At 64.1% G+C, this 14,811-nt stretch carries 16 protein-coding genes and 1 pseudogene; 10 read left to right on the forward strand and 7 right to left on the reverse strand.

What is annotated here, in order from left to right; all coding sequences use genetic code 11:
* The first annotated feature begins 568 nt into the window (after nt 1-568).
* Nucleotides 569-1,171, forward strand: coding sequence for a LysE family translocator (locus CFB82_RS38245; protein WP_089487460.1), 603 nt, complete (start codon nt 569-571; stop codon nt 1,169-1,171).
* A gap of 149 nt (nt 1,172-1,320) precedes the next feature.
* Here the strand turns inward: CFB82_RS38245 and CFB82_RS38250 are convergent, their stop codons facing one another.
* From CFB82_RS38250 to CFB82_RS42700, 3 genes are all read right to left on the reverse strand, one after another.
* Nucleotides 1,321-1,923 carry a TetR/AcrR family transcriptional regulator gene (locus tag CFB82_RS38250; protein WP_089487461.1) on the reverse strand — a complete coding sequence of 201 codons (603 nt, stop codon included), beginning with the start codon at nt 1,921-1,923 and terminating at the stop codon, nt 1,321-1,323.
* Nucleotides 1,924-2,509: 586 nt separating this feature from the next.
* Nucleotides 2,510-3,370, reverse strand: a complete 861-nt coding sequence (locus CFB82_RS38255) for a hypothetical protein (RefSeq protein ID WP_089487552.1) — start codon at nt 3,368-3,370, stop codon at nt 2,510-2,512.
* 86 nt (nt 3,371-3,456) lie between these two features.
* Complete coding sequence (locus CFB82_RS42700) at nt 3,457-3,828, reverse strand: hypothetical protein (RefSeq protein ID WP_143751031.1); 372 nt, start codon at nt 3,826-3,828, stop codon at nt 3,457-3,459.
* Between the two features lie 91 nt (nt 3,829-3,919).
* On the opposite strand from CFB82_RS42700, the gene CFB82_RS38265 reads away from it, so the two are divergent.
* The 5 genes from CFB82_RS38265 (at nt 3,920) to CFB82_RS38285 (ending at nt 9,658) form a co-directional block, all read left to right on the forward strand.
* Nucleotides 3,920-5,032: a hypothetical protein gene (locus CFB82_RS38265; protein ID WP_218829087.1), complete on the forward strand. Its 1,113-nt coding sequence runs from the start codon at nt 3,920-3,922 to the stop codon at nt 5,030-5,032.
* Nucleotides 5,023-5,853, forward strand: coding sequence for a hypothetical protein (locus tag CFB82_RS38270; protein WP_143751032.1), 831 nt, complete (start codon nt 5,023-5,025; stop codon nt 5,851-5,853). Before CFB82_RS38265 ends, CFB82_RS38270 begins: the two co-directional genes overlap by 10 nt.
* Before the next feature lie 172 nt (nt 5,854-6,025).
* Nucleotides 6,026-7,897, forward strand: coding sequence for a hypothetical protein (locus tag CFB82_RS38275; protein ID WP_143751033.1), 1,872 nt, complete (start codon nt 6,026-6,028; stop codon nt 7,895-7,897).
* A gap of 100 nt (nt 7,898-7,997) precedes the next feature.
* Nucleotides 7,998-8,828 (forward strand): lysozyme inhibitor LprI family protein, encoded by an 831-nt coding sequence (locus tag CFB82_RS38280; protein ID WP_089487465.1) that lies wholly within the window; start codon nt 7,998-8,000, stop codon nt 8,826-8,828.
* Between the two features lie 173 nt (nt 8,829-9,001).
* Nucleotides 9,002-9,658: a hypothetical protein gene (locus CFB82_RS38285; RefSeq protein WP_143751034.1), complete on the forward strand. Its 657-nt coding sequence runs from the start codon at nt 9,002-9,004 to the stop codon at nt 9,656-9,658.
* Nucleotides 9,659-9,815: 157 nt separating this feature from the next.
* Here the strand turns inward: CFB82_RS38285 and CFB82_RS38290 are convergent, their stop codons facing one another.
* The 3 genes from CFB82_RS38290 to CFB82_RS42705 all read right to left on the reverse strand — a co-directional run bounded on the left by CFB82_RS38290 (nt 9,816) and on the right by CFB82_RS42705 (nt 11,138).
* Entirely contained in the window at nt 9,816-10,391 is a 576-nt protein-coding gene (locus tag CFB82_RS38290) for a YbhB/YbcL family Raf kinase inhibitor-like protein (RefSeq protein ID WP_089487467.1), read from the reverse strand.
* Nucleotides 10,392-10,767: 376 nt separating this feature from the next.
* Complete coding sequence (locus tag CFB82_RS44295) at nt 10,768-10,959, reverse strand: helix-turn-helix domain-containing protein (protein ID WP_256990700.1); 192 nt, start codon at nt 10,957-10,959, stop codon at nt 10,768-10,770.
* A complete protein-coding gene (locus CFB82_RS42705) occupies nt 10,884-11,138 on the reverse strand; it encodes a chemotaxis protein CheB (protein WP_143751035.1) in 255 nt (84 codons plus the stop codon). The genes CFB82_RS44295 and CFB82_RS42705 overlap by 76 nt, the downstream gene beginning before the upstream one ends.
* Nucleotides 11,139-11,441: 303 nt before the next feature.
* On the opposite strand from CFB82_RS42705, the gene CFB82_RS38300 reads away from it, so the two are divergent.
* The 3 genes from CFB82_RS38300 (at nt 11,442) to CFB82_RS38310 (ending at nt 12,769) form a co-directional block, all read left to right on the forward strand.
* A complete protein-coding gene (locus tag CFB82_RS38300) occupies nt 11,442-11,831 on the forward strand; it encodes a hypothetical protein (RefSeq protein WP_143751036.1) in 390 nt (129 codons plus the stop codon).
* A gap of 101 nt (nt 11,832-11,932) precedes the next feature.
* Nucleotides 11,933-12,130 (forward strand): hypothetical protein, encoded by a 198-nt coding sequence (locus CFB82_RS38305; protein ID WP_089449164.1) that lies wholly within the window; start codon nt 11,933-11,935, stop codon nt 12,128-12,130.
* Nucleotides 12,131-12,214: 84 nt separating this feature from the next.
* Nucleotides 12,215-12,769: a phasin family protein gene (locus CFB82_RS38310; RefSeq protein ID WP_089487470.1), complete on the forward strand. Its 555-nt coding sequence runs from the start codon at nt 12,215-12,217 to the stop codon at nt 12,767-12,769.
* Nucleotides 12,770-12,814: 45 nt separating this feature from the next.
* On the opposite strand, the pseudogene CFB82_RS38315 reads toward CFB82_RS38310, so the two are convergent.
* A pseudogene (locus CFB82_RS38315) lies at nt 12,815-13,467 on the reverse strand (efflux transporter outer membrane subunit); the annotation flags it as partial.
* Between the two features lie 317 nt (nt 13,468-13,784).
* Here CFB82_RS38315 and CFB82_RS38320 point away from each other — a divergent pair.
* The gene (locus CFB82_RS38320) at nt 13,785-14,810 is read left to right on the forward strand and encodes a cytochrome c oxidase subunit II (RefSeq protein WP_373558907.1); all 1,026 of its coding nucleotides are present in this window, start codon (nt 13,785-13,787) and stop codon (nt 14,808-14,810) included.
* The last annotated feature ends 1 nt before the right edge of the window (nt 14,811 follow it).

Genomic DNA, 14,811 nt, shown 5'->3' on the forward strand with positions numbered 1-14,811 from the left:
TAATCGTTTTCATATTAGACACTATATTTGTTGTCAATTTAATGGTTAGTGCATGACCATTAAATTATCCCTATTTTTCGCCCTGCCCCCCGGCCAGACGCATCGGTAGCCGCCATTACATTAACGAACGTGACCTCGCAAAAATTACGCCATTAAAATATGAGCCGACTTATTGCGGTAACTTCGACCTGGAACCTTCAAATTCCCGGCCCAATAACAACGATAATTTCAGATTCCAGGGTTTTATTTTTGAACCGGATAAAGCACGCCAAAAACTCGAATATCATGATGAGCGGATGAAGCAATCGCCCGTGGAATTTCAGAATTTCAAACAAGATGAATAAGAGTTGTCAGTGATAATTTCCACGACTTATGATTATCCGGCAGGTATTTCGGGACGCTACTTGACCTGACAAGGATGGGTTCCGACACCGTCGCCTTGCATGCCACTTTCTGCTTTGCCGGCGCCATCCTGCCGGGGTCGCCTTCCGACGACCCATACAGATTCACGCTTCGCCAGTAATCGGCCATTTCACCCAGCCAATCGTTGGTCAGACGGGGTTAGCCCATGTTGACATTGAGTCCCATGCTGAAAATGTCGTTCTACGCCGCCCTTGTGCTGCTGGTCCCCGGGCCGACAAACACGCTGCTGTTGTCTGCCGGGCTCAAGCTGAATCTGCGTGGTGCGTGCAGGCTGGTCGCGGCGGAGGCGTCAGGCTATGTGATCGCCATCACCGTATGGGGATTTTTTCTCTGGTCGTTGGCGACGCACTATCCGTGGATTGTCAGTTGCGTCAAGTTGATCAGCTCCACGTTCATCTTCTATCTCGCGGTGAAGATGTGGTTCAAAGGCGCCGACTTCGGCGCCACCGACTCGCCGCCGCTGGGGTTCCGAGGGCTGTTCTTTGCGACCTTGATGAATCCCAAGGCCTTGTTGTTTTCAAGCGCGATTTTCCCGGAGGCAGCGTTCAGGTCGCTCGAGATTTTCTTGACGTCGACAGGTGTATTTCTGATCACCCTGATTCCGATCGGACTGCTGTGGTCTCGGTCGGGGCGGCTGCTGGTGATGAATCGCTCGGAGGGCCGACTGGCTTCCATCGTGTTGCGCTGCTCCTCGCTGGTGTTGCTGACGTTCGCAGCAACGCTGGCCAGTTCGGTGCTCAATCGATGAGGGGGCGCGGCGCGTTCTCGTCGAACCCATCGGCATGGATGCCGGGCGCACCTTGCAGCGCATTCGCCGAATGCTTGCCGGCGTTGGCCCGCGTTCGTACCCGCTACGGCCGACGGTGCGCCATGACCAAAGACAAGGACCCCCAACGATCAAGCGCGACGGCTCCGGGCGTTACGCATGCTTTCAGCGGCGGCTTTGGACTCGTTCAGCAGCATCTCCGCCGCCTGCCATGCCCTTGCGGCAGCCCGCGGATCTCCGATCGCACGCGCGTCCGCCGTGGCCCCGCTCAGTAGCATCACGTACACGCCTGCCAGCTGACGTGCCCGGCGACGCGGAACGATCTCGGCGAGCAGTTGCTCCATCAGGGCCAGCAAGTCATCCCGATAGCGCACCGCCACGTCGGTCACCTTCGGGCAGGTTGCGCCAAACTCGGCCAGCGCCCGCTCGAACAGGCAGCCCGCGAACGCCGGGCTGCTGAACCACGTGCCGTACCAGTCGAAAATTCCCTTCAGGCGCGCAGCGGCGTGCGGCATGGGGCCGAGCTTGGCGGCGATGCTCTCCATGATGAAGGTGTAGCGCTGTTCCAGCACTGCCTTGATCAGATCGTCCTTGCCCGCGAAGTGATGGTAGAGCGTCATGCGGGCCACGTCCGCTTCGGCGATGATCCGGTCGATGCCGACCGGATGAAAGCCATGGAGGGAAAACAACTCACCGGCCTTGTCGACCACCTGCTGGCGTTTGCTCGCGCGCATTCATGCATCTCCTGACTACAGGGCGGCATCTTAGCACCGCCGCCAGCACCACTACTTTCAGCCTGCCAGGCATGTGTGCCCGCTGCCGGATACGATCCCGCGCTTCAGGGCAGTGAATCCTGCGTCCTCCGCGCGCCTCGCATTCGTCTTGTGCCTGACTGGAAGAATGTCGTTCAGGAATCCCGGCGAAACACCGGACGGGGCAACGTGGGTACCTGTTCGTGCGACACGGCGGGTCGTGGGCTGGACAGCAAGTCGTCGGTACCGGGTACCTGGGGCAACACGATCACGCACGATGTCCGGACTGTCCGCGGGCAGGAACGCCGCGACGGAGCGCGCCGTGCAAACCGGAAAAGCATCATCAGCTACCGCGACGTCGACGGAAACTGCGAGCTTCAGCATCACGCGATCGCGGCACCGCTACGGCCTCGACTGACCAGGATACGCAACCGATACGCCACCGGCGAACAGCGTCACCCGGGCCAACACAAGTACGGGTTTTGAAGCAGATGGCCCCACCCAGGGAGCCGGTGCCAGCCCGGCCGGCATCCAATGGATGCCACCATTGCCGTTGCGCGCAGCGTTTTCAGCAGGGCACCCGGCCACCGCCCATCATGCACCATCGCTGCGTCTCCTGTGGCGGGGGCGCGTACGGTAGTCCGGTCCTCGGATCGATGTTGTCATACTGCCCCATGGGGTGCCGAGCCCGCCACGCGGCCTGCTCGGCATACTGTTGCTCGATCGCGGCGTGCTCTCGTGCCAGATCCGCCTTCTGCGCATCGTCCACTTTCTTCGTCATGGTCACGAGCCGCGCGAACTTGGGATCACGAACATCCTGCAGCGGCGGAAACGGTGGCAAAGGCGGCATGATCAGCACCGGGCCGGTGTATTTCGGTATCGGCAATTTGGATGGCCGGCCGAAGTTTGCCGCCATATCCATTTCCCACAACGCAGCGCTCATGCCGAGTACATGTTCGTAGTCGCGATTGACGACCGCCAGCGTGACCGGCCCCGACGGCGCCGGCAATGGCTGCAGGGCAGGCGGAAGCGTCTGTCGAGCCTCCGGATAGATGATGCGGGCATACACGATTGCCGCGACGGAGTACTGCTGGAGGACCGCCTCGTACGTGTCCAGTATCTGCGCCCGACCATAGCCGCCAGGATTCTCGAACATCGGCTTGTATGCCAATACCTTCCGGCTATACAACGCATTCGCATTCCGCTGCTCCGCGACAGCCTGTTGTTGAGGATCGGCCGGCGCGGACGCCGATAGCGGCGCGCACCCCGAAAGCACGCTGGCGACGAGCAATAGCCCGACCGTCGCGCGAACCGCCCTCGGGTATTGACGCGACCTGTCGGCGATCGCCTGGTTGACCCGGGCGAACAAAACAGTGGATTTCTTGATGGCTCTTGTCTGCATGGCAGGGCGTCCGGAAGGCGTGATCATCTTGAGCTGGGTCCTGTTCGCGACTGCGAACGCGATGCGTCGCCGTCGAAAGGAAAGCGGCACAAAGCCGTTATTGGGGCTGGATATCAACCTGGCGCACATCGCACGACGATGCCCCGATCGACGAACGACGTCAGCAACCCCGTGTACGTCGGGCAAGCGCCGGTCGCATGGTGTGCGAGCACATCGTCGATTTCAGCCCTGTCGTTGCGCACGCATTCGTACTGCCGCGCACGGGATGGATGCAGCGAAGCAAACGCGCCGCACAAATGCACGTATGCAACGACTTCCTCGAACATTCTCGTATTGATCTCGAGGGCGACCATCATTTCGGCGCTATATCCGCATTCCGAATCCACCTTTTCTGCATAGGCCCGCATGTCGTAGGCGGGCAGCCAAGGTGGCTCCAACCCGTTCAGGCTACGGGCAATCTCATTGATACTGGCTGTCAGCGTCATGGCGAAATTCCTGCCCAAACCACACTCGGCGCCCTTGCACCGCTTGGCCTCCGGCCCACACCTTGGCGACGCGTGAAGAACGATATGATGAATGTATACTAGTCGATCTACTTTGACTAGAATCGCGATCAGCAAGGCCGAGGCAATCGGCGCACGCACGACGGCCGCCGTGTTTCTACTTCTCGATATATTTTCCGTTCCTAATATTTGGGAAATGAACACGTTTCACAAAAGTGCTATTCGGCGGTTAATACACGCCCGCCATGCCAGCGACAGGCAGATACCCGTGCGCCGTACCTTGAAGTCCGCTTCCACCGATCTCTCCGGATCTTCTGTCATGCCGCGTGCCGCTTTTCCGCCGCTTCTTGCCGCATCGTTCGTATCGAAGGGCCTGTACGGCGCCGGCCTGGTGCTTGGCCTCGCGCTCACCGTGCCAGCCGCCGCACAAACGCATGCCTCCGCGCCACGCGTGGTGTCCGAGTTGAAGGACATCCGCATGAAGGCGCTCGCGAATCTGCCCAGGGCAGCGAGCCCGACCGATCGCGAAAGCTGCTGGCAACGCGTCATCCAGCCGACGTCGCCAGCAGCCAGACTGGTCGTCGCGCAAGGTTGGGCCGTCATGTCGGACGTGCCGCTGGGCCCCTACCGCGCGGTCAGCTTCGCAGGCCGGCTGGCGCCCGCAACCAGCGGTACCTGCAGCATCACGCAAGGCAACGTGGCCGTATTCGAGAACGGCAAGCTGATCGCACTGGCCTACGGCAAATCGGCGGAAGAAACCGCCATCGGCCGACTGGCCCCGCTCGAAGGCGGTGCCGTACGCGTCTGGGATGGCGACATCCCCCCCTCGCCCGCCGGCGACCTGCACGTTGACGCCGACGGTACGCTGCGCCTGTCCAGGGTGGCCGACGAAGACGCCGTGTGCAAAGGCCTCGCCAACGTGCCGAACGTCTACAACATGCCGATCGACAAGGCCCGCAAGGTGCTGGTCGCCCATGGATGGAAACCGGTGCGAGGCAGCGCCAGCGGAGAGGCGCGACATTCCGCCCTGGTCAGGCGCGGCATCGTCGAGATCGGATCCTGCGCGGGGACCGGCCTCGGCTATTGCGACTTCGGGTACGCAGGCGCTGCCGGCACGCTGACGTTGACCACCGTCGGCGAAGGGGACTTCCCGCCCGTCACGGATTACGACGTCAAATGCCGCTGATCGCCCGTCGTCGGCTGCTTCGTTCAGGCCGCCGCGCCAACCAGGAGCGCCTCATGCAACGTCTGCCCATGCGCCCCCCGCCCCCCGTCCGGCGTGCGCTATCCGCCGGCGTCCTGCTGATCGGCCTGAGCGCGTGCGAGCGCGCCACGCCGCCTGCCAGCCTGACAGCGGACCCCGCATCCGCGGTGTCGTTGCCGGCCGCCCACGTGCCGGAAACAGCCCCGGCATCGCCGCTGCAAACGCTGCTGGGCGTATTCGGCGGGACGAAGCCGGCAACCTGGCCGGCGTTCGACAACCTGCCCGGCGTGCAATGGCGCGACGCGAAGCCGCTCGGCAATCCGGACGGTCATTCCCCCGAGGCCACGCACACCCGTAGCGGCAGCACGCTGCTCACCGGCTTCGGCGACGTGGATGTGCCGGACGGCAAGGTCGGCGAGGAAGCCGGCATCAAAATGGACAACGAAGGCCACGTCGGCGTCGTCCTCAACGGCAACGCGACCACCGTCCTGTCGATCGCGCTGCGCAAGTTCTACCCGAGCGACGACACGCAGGACATCCTGCTGCGCCAGCTCGGCCGCCGTGCCACGGTCAAGCGCATCGCCGGCCGATGCGCGCTCGACTACGGCACGACCGCGCCGAACACACAAAATAACGTGTTCTTCCGGGTCAGCATCGCCAACGCCGCCGTGCCGGTGTTTGCGGAAACCTACGTCGATGAAGAGGGCGGCAATCAGGGCCCGGGGGCGACGAACTTCGTGTTCTCCCGCACCCGGCCGGACCAACGTATCGCGAGCATGAAGTGCAAGGGCGCCGACGCCTGAGCACGCGTGCGCGGGCATCAGGGCACTCGCACGCGCCGTGCATCCCGGCGCCTGCTTGCCGCCGCAGAGGCGGCCGAAGCAGCGAGTTTCGGGCGCATCGCCGCCCATCCGGACTACTGATCGAATGGAAGACATCGGCTTGACGCCATCACTACACGGGGGAAGCACCATCATGAATTCCGCACGCCTGCGCCTGACCTTTCTTGGACTCATGCTGGGTCTCGGCTGGCACCACGCCGCGGCCGCGGCCGGCTGCGAGGCCAATTTCAAGCGTGAAGCCGACACCGGTGCCGGCACCCGCTTCTCGACGTTCGCCACGGTGCCGGGCCTGGATGCACGCAACGCCATCGCGCAACTCAAGCAGATCGCCGCGGGCGACGGCTTCCTGATCGGCGACGAGCACTACACCGGTTCGACCGGCCAGCTGACGATCCAGCAACAGCAAAGTGACCGCGCCCGCGGATTCGCCATTACGCTGACGGCCGATCAGGACTCGAAAACCCTTTCCGTGGCGACCACGTTGCCCCCAGGCATGCAGGCAGCACCCGAAGCCATCCGGGGCGGCATGTGCGGCATGCTCGGCCGCGTCGACATGAGCCGCAGCGCCGTGAGCACCGGCGTGGCGGCTACGGCGCCCGCGTCGTCCGGCGACGCCTTTCCGGGCGCGCCCGCCTTTACCACCTGCACCTACAACTTCCGCCCCGCGCTGGATGGCGTCACCGGCCGCCACTACACCACCTGGTTGCCGATCAAGGCGCTGAGCCCGGCCGATGCGGCCGCCCGGCTGACACAAGCGGCCACCGCGGCAAACCTGAGCGTGACGTCGAACGAACGGCACGGCACGCTGACCGAAGTCACGCTCGTCCAGCCGCTCCCGGATCAGGGCGAGAAGCGCGCGTTCCCGATCCGCTTCATGCTGGAGGAGTCGCTGGGCGTGATCTCCGTGGTTGCCCGACTCAACCCGAAGCAGGAGATGGACGACGACACGCTGCGCAAGGAAATCTGCTCGCTCGTCGCGGCCGCCACCGCGGCGCCGCCGGGCGAATCGAAAGAGCCGCCGGCGCTGCCCCGCGAGCGGAAGCTGGAACGCTGGCACGCCGGCATCGACTGGCTGATCAACCGCGCCGTGGTGGCCGGCAAGTCCCTCGTGATCGTGCCCGCCATCAATCTCGACAGAAAGTACACCGGCGACGAAGCCGTCAACGAGAAGAAATGGGCGTTCCGTACCGACGTGACCGCCACCACCATCTGGCAAAACAAGGCCAACGCCCGTGACGTGATACGCGTGGGGCCGGACGAACCCTTCAACGAAGTGGGGCTGCACGGCTATGTCTCGACCTTCGTGGCGGGCAACGCGCAGTACTTCGTCTACATCGTCAATCCGGGTACCTACACCGTCGCCGGCAACACCTACGAGACCACCGCCGACGCGATGTCGCAGCTCGGCACCCAGCAGAAGCCGGGGCGTTCGCCGCTGGGGCAGATCGCGTTGCTGCCCAAGAAGAACACCGACTTCATCCAGTCGCAGGAATGGTTCAACGCACAGTTTCGTGACCGTGAGGTCACGGATACGTACTGCTCGTCGGTCTTCGTCCAGAGCGGCGGCTGCGCATTCTGGGCGACGGAGAAGAGAACGGTATCGGAGATGACCGAGCCCGCGGGCTGGAAGACCGTCACCCGGGAGAAGTCCGTCGACGGGCTGGCGGTCTCGACCCGGCTGAAGCGCGAGTTTGCTTCGTTCAGCGTCGCGGCGGGCGAAGCCGTCGTGATTGACGGGCTGTACCCCACGCCCCCCAACGCGGACTACGACAAGCAAGCCTGCGAGATCGTCAGCGGCCAGATCCAGTGCGACCTGACGCGTTATACCCTCACCCGCATCCCGGCCGACATGGCGCACGTGCAGGGCCTGGCATCCGACCCGGGGTTCTACCCGCGCGCCACCCGCATTCTGTCCAACGCCAGGTATCGCCCGCTCAAGCTCCTGGGCAAGCCGGGTGAACTTCGCTCGGTGTACGGTCAGGACTATTCGCTCGGCGTGCGTTGAGCGCACGTCGCGACCATCGCTCCGGACATTGCCACGACCGCCCAAACCTGAAGCGCGGCCTCACCCGGGCCTTGAACAACCGAATCGCACGGAAACCAGCATGAAACCCACCCTCCAGCACGTCGCCTGTATCGCCCTGCTCGTCACCGCGGCTTCCGCACATGCAATCGACTGCAAGAAGGCCGGCAACCGCGTCGAGCACACGATCTGTGCCGATGAAAAGCTCAAGGCCGCCGATGCGGAAATGGGCAAAACCTATACGGCCATCATGCAGCAGGCGGGCAACGATAGCGAATTGCGCGCGATGCTGGTCCGCAGTCAGAAACGCTGGCTCGCGGCGCGTGACAAGCGTTTCGCGGATCCGGTCGATTTCCCCGGCGCACCGAATGCCAAGACCCTGCGTGCGAGCCTGCTCCAGGCGATCCGCCAGCGCACCGGGACCTTGAGTGAACGCGGCAAGGCCGCGCCGCGCCTGCTTGAAACGGCCCTGGCGCAACGCACCTTTCTGACGCAGTTCACGGGCGGCCCGTTCGCCGGATTCGAGACCCGATGCGACTTCCTGCCCCACGATGGTCAACTGAGCTACGGATGCTTCAGCGAACGCCGCTATCAGAACCGCGACAGGATCTGCACCCTGCAGGACGATTGGGCGAGCGGCGGTTACTACGTGACACGCCTGGTCGGCAACGTCGTCCAGGGCAGGCTGGAAACCGTTGCAGCGTGCGGCGACGGCTCCGAAGGCGGCAGCCCGTGTCCGGACGCGGATGAGTCGCGCAAGTCGGCCGCCGGCTGGAATCTCCATCCAGGCCGCCCGGCCTTGACGCCAACGGCCCTGCCCAAGCTGGATGCCGAAGCCGAACTGGGCACGGAAGACACGGGCTGGCTACATGCCTGCCTGACCGATAGCCGCTACCCTCGCGCGGCACGCTGAGTACCGCGCGCATCGGTTGCGTCGGCGATGTCATTCCCACGCAGGATGAAGACATGCACGATTCTGCTGGTGCGAAGCATCCCGGCACATGAACTGAACAAGTCCGCTCTTATCAGCCATCGGGAGTGCGAAGCGCTCCCTTTACCAATCATCGCCCGCCACAAGGATTCAGCATGATGCCGCCCCGAAGCAGCATTCCGGAATGTTCAGTCCGGCGCACCGACAGCATGTTCGTCACGCGGGGGATCGTCGTGGCGGCATTGAGTTTATGCATCCCGTTTGGCAGCGTGCACGGACAGCCTGCAGACGCGGCCACGCCGGACCCCGCCGGCAATTCGCCTGTCGAATCCCGGGCGCCAGCCAACCTGAGCACGACGCAAGCGCTACAACGCATGCTGGCGCTGATTCAGGCAAGCGGCCAGGTTACCGACATCACGCCCGAAACGGTACACCGCATCTTTGGCGTGCAGACCACGGCGATCGGCAAGGATCAGTTCGGCTATGGTCAACGCTTGCCGGGCAACTGGGCATTCAGTCTCCAGCGGGTGACGGTCGGTGATACCGGTCCGCGCGTGGATCTGATATTTGATCCGATTCCCGGTACGCAGGCTTCTGCGTTGACGACGTGTGAACCCACATTCGCTCAATTCACGGAGGCACTGGAGTCCATGGGGTTCAGTCGCCACACCCATTACGGCGAACACGGCCGGTGGGTCTTCGATGCTTTCGAGCGGCCACGCATGGATATCCGGGTCTATCCGTTCAGGGCGTTCTCCGACAACGGCGAGCCATTGGGTCCGGCCTGCGTGAAGGCGGTATTGGTGCGATAGGGCAAACCGCATGCTTTGCGCCGGCCGGATCAGCCTGAAAACCATCGCAATTCATTGAACCTTGAATCGCGGCTGTACGGTCAGCCAATGCCTGTCAGGCTTTCCTCTGCGGCCCCTGAAACGAAACATCGTCCCGCGAGCGAACCGGCGCGCACTGTCAATTCGATGATCGGTGGTAGGTCGCGATATATCGCGCCTGTCCAAGAATGTTTCCATGCATCTGATAGGCAACGACCGCCGGACTCGACGTCGGTTTCACGTCGACACGCGGAATGGACAATGCGGAGACCGTCACGATATATCGATGAGACTCGCCTTGCGGCGGGCATGGCCCACCGTACCGGGATTCGCCAAAATCGGTCAGCGTCTCGAGCGCGCCCACCGGCATGAGTCGCACATCTCCCGATGCCCCTTTCCGAATCGACGTTTCCGAAGGCGGGATATTGACGACTGCCCAATGCGTCCACCCGAGCCCGCCGGTCGGGGCATCAGGATCGTACATGGTGACGACGATGCTTCTGGTTCCAGACGGAACGTGTGCCCACGAGACGCGAGGCGAGACGTTGTCGCCACGACATCCAAATCCGTTGTACACCTGAGCATTCTCGAACTGACCGTCATGGTCGAGATCGTCAACCGTTACAGTAAGCGGATCAGCAAAAGCAACTGCGGGCACGACTGCGAAAAGTACCGTGGAGCAGATACTCGATCGCAGAAAAATACCAAATCTCATGGCACGATCCCAAGATAGGTGCGGTGTGGTGTTTCGTACGACCGGATTGACACGCGATATGCAGTGCATGCAACGATCGCCGACACGGTTTCCAGGCTCGCGCTTCAAACACGGGTAGCACCAAGGACGTGCTCACCCGATTGCCTGTGCGACAGCCTGCGCGACACATCGTAGGTTCATCGTGAATTCGGCAGTAGGCCGGCAGACAACATAAGCATGTTGCGTGAAACAGAACAATCCGCGACCGTATGCCGGACCTTCTCTCGTAGCGCTCGCGGATGATATCGAGCGCATTCGTGACGATCATGAGATCGTGCGCACGACCATTCAGGATCGCTGACCAATGCTTGCTTCACGCGACGCCGCGCGAAATCGATCAACTCTCTTCGGCGGCGAGTGCAAGCGATGCGCGGATCCGCATGATGGTCTGACGGGACGTCCCGAACCTGCGCGCGACTTCACTGACCGACAGCCCCTTGTCGAGTGAGCGCATCACACGTTCTCGATCGTGCCGCGCAAGCGAGGCGGGCCGACCGACGTGCTGCCCGCTCTCTTGTGCGGATTGCACGCCCGCTTTACCGCGCTGGCTCCGGGCCGCGGTCTCCAGCCGGATCTGTCATGCGCCCCGACGTGCAGAACGATCGCGATCGTCGCCTGCAAGTCGCGCGGAAGTCGCGAAACGAGGGTGCGAAGCGTGTCGACGCCGCCCGACGACGTACCGATTGCGATGAAGTCCCGATGAGCCAATGTGCCTCCGATATTCCCGCTACTTCAAGCGGTAGACCCGCATCGCCCGCGCATTCTTCATTTCATTGAAAACGTATTCACCGCGCGCCCGGTCGGCCCGGAGGAATTGGACGCGCAATTCCTGTACCGCACTGCCCAGGCCGTGGTGTCGGATCGCATTCCGCTCACCTCCACGGTTCGTCGGGCCTGTCCGTCAAGCTCGATATACGGACATGCTTCCCCCAATGTACTTTCCCGTCGTCCCTGACATAAGCTTGGTTACCGTCATTTCCCAGTCAGGTTCATTACTTCACAGGTGAAAGAATGGTCGTCCAGAGACTTTCATTTCGCGCTGTCGCGGGCAAGCTGCAAGTCATCACGGTATGGCGATGCCTGTGGCGAAGCGGCGTACGTGTGTGCCGCTGGAGCATGCATGTCGACCAGCGGTCGGGCGTCGAATCGATGACGGTCGATATCGTCGGGCCGGATTCGCTGCTTGCCGACGACGTCATGGTGATGCTCGGCGATTCATCCTTGCAATTGACTGTCACGTTGTTTCATATGGCCGTGGTGCCGAATTCGGCAGTCGTGCAGGGACGCGGCAAGGAACGGTTGCGCGAGGCAGCGAATTCGGTCGCCACCGCTCGCCCGCATCCGAGGCTGACGCTGGTCAGGGATATCACCCGGCACGTCGCACGCACCGAACGAGACTGAGTGCGTTCGACGCGCAAGCCGCGTCCGCCACGCAATACCGTCTCACCCCCATTCAGAACGAAACGGTAAAGATTGCCTGTCAAGCAATCCAGGAGACAAACATGCTGAGCCCTCACGAAATCGCGGCGCTCATGCTGGTCAAGGCTGCGCCCGACCAGATCGACATGAGCAGCGAGGAACTCGATACGCTGCGCACGCAGCGGCTCGTGGAACTCGAGACCCTGGCTTCCGGCGCGCATCGCCTGCGCATGACGCACAACGGCGAAACGCTGCTTCGCATCGTGACGCAAACGTATTGAAAAGCGCCCTGACGGTGCAGCGACGCATGTGCCGACGAGGCGATCAAACCACGGTGGCTATTTCCATTCAGGAGAGCGTAGATCATGAAAACCCGGGAGCGGGTTTCGAGCGCGCAGCGCGCCAATTTCGACTTCGCATTCGGTCTGGCCGGTGCGTTACTCGATGAAGTCGGGAAACTGGCCGAACTCAATGCACGATTTACACGGTCGGCCCTGAAGGACGCGTGGGCGATCGCCGAAAGCGCGATCGACAAACCGCAGGACTGGACGCCCGTCCAGCGCGCGTTCACCGAGCCGCTGGCCGAGAAGCTGCAGTCCTACAGCCGCGAGTGGCTCGAGATCGTGTCGTCCGGCCACGCCGACGTGATCAAGGTCGCCCAGGCGGGCAGCGATCAATACGTGCACGGGATCCCGGCGTTCGTCGATGATGCGGTGAAATTCGCGCCGTCCGGCTCCGAGGCGACCGTCGCGGCCTGGAACTCCGCGATCGTCGCCGCGAACACGCTCTACCAGACCCTCGGCAGCACGGGGCAGCAAGCCGTCGAAGTCGCGCGCAGCAACTTCGACGTCGCCGCCCTGGCAGCGTCGAAGCAGGCCAAACGTGCGGTCGACCAGGAACAGCAGGCGGCCAAACGATAACGGCCGATGCGGGCGGCGGGACCGGTTGCCGCAGGCGGATCGAATCTACGGCGACCGCCATCCGCCGCCCAGCGCCTTGTACAACGCGACGAGATCGGTCGTCGTCTGCAGCGCGCCCTGCTCGGCCTGTTGCCGCCCCTGTGACCATTGCCGCTCGGCATCGAGCACGTCGAGAAACGGCGACAACCCCTTGCGATAGCGGTCGCGCGCCTGGTCGGTGCGATACACGGCCAGCGCATTGTCGACGTCGCGCGGCGCGACCAGCACGGCCTGCCGGTAGGCCAGCGCCGCTTCGGCCTGGCGCGCCTGCGACAGCCGCAGGTTCGACACGAGCGCCCCGCCGGAAAAGATCGGCAGCGACACGGCCGGCCCGAATGCGTAGAACAGGTGCGACCAGTGCGCAAGCTCGCGCACGTGCGACGCACGCAGTCGTCGAGCCCGCCCGGCGCGCCGCCGACCAGGTAGGCGAGGCCGTTGCTCAGCAGTACGATCTGCTGGTCGAACTGCGGCAGTTGCGCGCGGATCTGTGCGAATCGCGCGTCCGCGCTGCGCACATCGAGGTCGCTCGCCAGCCCGTGCGCGGCGGCATCGCCGACGTCGACGGCAATCGGCAGCGCCTGCACGCCATAGGCGCGCACTTCGCACGCGGTATCGTGCAGCGCCCGCGGATCGCGTGCGAGCAGCGCGACATTCGCGCCGCATCGCGCAAAGGCGTGAGCGGTTGCACGGCCGACGCCGGCGCTCGCGCGTGATCGCGACGGTCTTCACGGGGGCGCTCCGTTCGCCCGGATGGTCGATGTCTCGGCGTAGCCGTAGCATGCGACGTGCCACGCCCCGCGTCGGCCGCCGGGTCGATCGACCTGCCGCATACGGTCAGCCGAATTACAACGGGGCTGTAACGCGCACGACGTGCACACGCCACGCGCGGGCGGCACGGTGCGCGCCCACCGCGCACGGGAATTGCTCAGGTGCCGGGTGCCATCGACCCATGTCGTCGCCTTTCGCAGGAGCCGTGTTGCCCGTCCCGCCGCCATCGACAGCGCGCCGCGTCACGCGCCTCGCCGGATTCGCGTGCGTTGCCGCGCCGGCCGCCGCATGCGCGGCCGGCGAACCGCTGCCGCTCGCGTACGTCGCGCACGCGGCCGGGCCAGCCGCGCAGCCCGTGTTCGTGCTCGGCTGGGCGCTGCTCGCGCTGTGCACGGCGGTGAGCGTCGTGATCGCGGCGCTGCTGCTGGTCGCGCTGTTCCATCGCCGCACCCGCGCCGGCGGCCCGCGCGATGGCGTCATGTTCGTGGCCGCCGGCAGCGCCGTGTCGATCGTGCTGCTGTTCGGCGCGCTCGTCTACATGCTGCGCGTGCTCGGCGCGGTCGCGACGCCACCACGCCCGCCCGCGCTGACGATCGTCGTCACCGCGCACGACTGGTGGTGGGCCGCGCGCTATCCGGACCCCGCGAGCGGCACCGGTTTCGTCACCGCGAACGAACTGCATATCCCGGTGGGCGAGCCCGTGGCGATCGAGCTGAAGAGCGCCGACGTGATCCATGCATTCTGGGTGCCGCAGCTTGCGGGCAAGACGCAGACGATTCCCGGCCAGACCAACCGGCAATGGCTGCAGGCCGACCGGCCGGGCATCTATCGCGGCCAATGCTCGCAATACTGCGGCGCTCAGCATGCGCACATGGCGCTCGAGGTCGTGGCCGAGCTGCCCGCCGCGTTTCACGCGTGGCTCGCCGCGCAACGCCAGCCGGCCCCCGCACCCGGCACCGACGCGGCACGGGCCGGCGAGCGCGTCTTCGCGTCGCGCTGCGCGGGTTGCCACGCGGTGCTCGGCACCGACGCGGCGGGCGACGCGGGCCCCGATCTCACGCACGTCGCGTCGCGCCGGCTGCTCGCGGCCGGCACGCTCGACAACACACCGGAGAACCTGCGCCGCTGGATCGCGCAGGCGCAGCAGATCAAGCCTGACACGCTGATGCCGTCGATCGCGCTCGCGCCGCGCGATGCCGACGATCTCGCCGCCTATCTCGCGACACTGCACTGAA

This window comes from Burkholderia sp. HI2714 (assembly GCF_002223085.1).
Taxonomy (GTDB): domain Bacteria; phylum Pseudomonadota; class Gammaproteobacteria; order Burkholderiales; family Burkholderiaceae; genus Burkholderia; species Burkholderia lata_D.

Coding starts and splice junctions, on each gene's coding strand:
- CFB82_RS38285 (WP_143751034.1), top strand. CDS start 9,002: ATGATGCCGCCCCGAAGCAGCATTCCGGAATGTTCAGTCCGGCGCACC.
- CFB82_RS42700 (WP_143751031.1), bottom strand. CDS start 3,828: ATGACGCTGACAGCCAGTATCAATGAGATTGCCCGTAGCCTGAACGGG.
- CFB82_RS38300 (WP_143751036.1), top strand. CDS start 11,442: ATGGTCGTCCAGAGACTTTCATTTCGCGCTGTCGCGGGCAAGCTGCAA.
- CFB82_RS38290 (WP_089487467.1), bottom strand. CDS start 10,391: ATGAGATTTGGTATTTTTCTGCGATCGAGTATCTGCTCCACGGTACTT.
- CFB82_RS38275 (WP_143751033.1), top strand. CDS start 6,026: ATGAATTCCGCACGCCTGCGCCTGACCTTTCTTGGACTCATGCTGGGT.
- CFB82_RS38265 (WP_218829087.1), top strand. CDS start 3,920: ATGTATACTAGTCGATCTACTTTGACTAGAATCGCGATCAGCAAGGCC.
- CFB82_RS38310 (WP_089487470.1), top strand. CDS start 12,215: ATGAAAACCCGGGAGCGGGTTTCGAGCGCGCAGCGCGCCAATTTCGAC.
- CFB82_RS38280 (WP_089487465.1), top strand. CDS start 7,998: ATGAAACCCACCCTCCAGCACGTCGCCTGTATCGCCCTGCTCGTCACC.
- CFB82_RS38255 (WP_089487552.1), bottom strand. CDS start 3,370: ATGATCACGCCTTCCGGACGCCCTGCCATGCAGACAAGAGCCATCAAG.
- CFB82_RS38245 (WP_089487460.1), top strand. CDS start 569: ATGTTGACATTGAGTCCCATGCTGAAAATGTCGTTCTACGCCGCCCTT.
- CFB82_RS38270 (WP_143751032.1), top strand. CDS start 5,023: ATGCCGCTGATCGCCCGTCGTCGGCTGCTTCGTTCAGGCCGCCGCGCC.
- CFB82_RS38250 (WP_089487461.1), bottom strand. CDS start 1,923: ATGCGCGCGAGCAAACGCCAGCAGGTGGTCGACAAGGCCGGTGAGTTG.
- CFB82_RS38305 (WP_089449164.1), top strand. CDS start 11,933: ATGCTGAGCCCTCACGAAATCGCGGCGCTCATGCTGGTCAAGGCTGCG.